This is a genomic window from Gemmiger formicilis (assembly GCF_900167555.1).
Taxonomy (GTDB): domain Bacteria; phylum Bacillota; class Clostridia; order Oscillospirales; family Ruminococcaceae; genus Gemmiger; species Gemmiger formicilis.
Window position 1 is genome coordinate 1 of record NZ_FUYF01000076.1, and the last position, 1,769, is coordinate 1,769.

Genomic DNA, 1,769 nt, shown 5'->3' on the forward strand with positions numbered 1-1,769 from the left:
ATGTTCGATGCCTATGAACAAGAGTACACAGATAAGACCTATACTCTATTTACGGATAACTTGAACACAGAGTACCGCCTGTTCAGCCAGCTGCAAAGCGAATATGACACCGTGGCGGCCTACAGCGACTTTCTGGATGGCGTTCAGACCAAGGCATCCCAACTGTCCGGCATCTCAATTTTTCAAAACGACCGTACCGGGTACGATTTGAAAAACATCGAATTGACCGCACAGCTTTATGCCGGGCTAACGGAGACGCCCATAGACTATTACCCGCAGAAAGGTCTGTACACGGCCATTAGCTATGCGTTCACCGACCTTATCCTGCTGGCATCTATGCTCTTGCTTGCGTTGATTCTTGTGCGCCAAGAGCGCGACAGCGGCTTGTTGAGTTTGATTCGCAGTCTTCCCGGTGGGCGACTGAAAACGGCCATTGCAAAGCTGGCGGCATTTGCTGCCAGCTTATTGGTCGTTCTGATGGTGCTGTATGGGGTCAACCTCGCATATTGCTCGGCGTCGTTCAGTTTGGGGCCTATGAATCGCACGATTCAAAGTGTTCCCGCATTGATGCGCTGCACAATGCAGATTACAGTTGGGCAATACCTACTTCGGTTTTTGCTTGCAAAATGGGCTGGTGCGTTTGTGATGGGGCTGTGGGTTATGCTGGCTGCCCTTATCGCCAAACGCGCTGCCGCCGGGTGGGTCGGCGCCTTGGCCCTGCCCTTGGCAATGTACGGCATTCGTACTGCAATACCTGCCACAAGTCATTGGAACGTTGTAAAATATGCGAATATGGTGAGCCTGCTGCAGACCAACGAGCTGCTGGGGAACTACCGGAATCTTTTCTGGTTTGGTAATCCTGTCAGCCTGCCGTTGGTCGAATGGTTGACGGCAGCCGTTTTGGGCGGCAGCTTGTTTGCGGCATTCTGCGCGGTTTTTGCCAAGGCACAGCTGCTGCCGGCTGCCAGGCACAGCTTTGCACTTCCGTTTTCCCGCAAAACGCGTGCGACCTCTGTTACCCATGAAGAGGGCAGGAAGTTATTGCTGATGAATGGAGCCGCAGTATTCTTGGCAGCGTTTCTGGTGTTTGGAATCTATCAGGGCGTGACGGCGGAGAGCTACATAGACGCGGACGAAATTTACTATGCCTATTATATAAAGCACATTTCCGGCCCGTGGAGCGAAGAAAGCCGCGACTGGATACGGAATCAGCGTAACGAGTTTATTCCCATGCTGGAGACACAGAAGCGTGTCAACAGCGGCGAATTGAGCAGTGATGCGTTGCTGGCCTACAGTTCACTGCAGCAGAAATATTCTGTCTATCAGCGTGTAGTGCAGTCCAACATCAATTACTATCTGAAAGAGAATCCCGGTGCATGGCTTGTCTATGAAACCGGATATAAAAAGCTGTTCGGCTTTACCGGCACCGGCGATGTACAGGATACACTTCTGGCGGGGCTGCTGTGTGCGCTGTGCTTCAGCGGCCTGTTTGCCATGGAACGCAAAGGCGGCATGGATGAGATTCTGGCCTGCACACCATTGGGCCGCAAATACACTGTAAAGGCAAAGCTGCGGCAAAGTACCGCCGTGGCAGCGGTTATATCGTTCGGAACCGTTCTGCCTCATCTGTGGCAGGTGCTGCGTGACTATGGCCTTCCCTCTTTGCTGGGACCTGCGATGAGTATCTCCGACTTGCAGGCTGTACCCAAGTTTATAACCCTGTCGGATTTGCTGATTTTCTGGTTAATCTGTCGTTTCGCGGCCTGCCT

The 1,769-nt window shown here is 52.6% G+C and carries 1 protein-coding gene; it reads left to right on the plus strand.

The features are described 5' to 3' along the window. Positions 1–1,769: hypothetical protein (locus B5D32_RS15340; protein WP_078785673.1), on the plus strand; the 1,769-nt coding region annotated here is incomplete at both ends.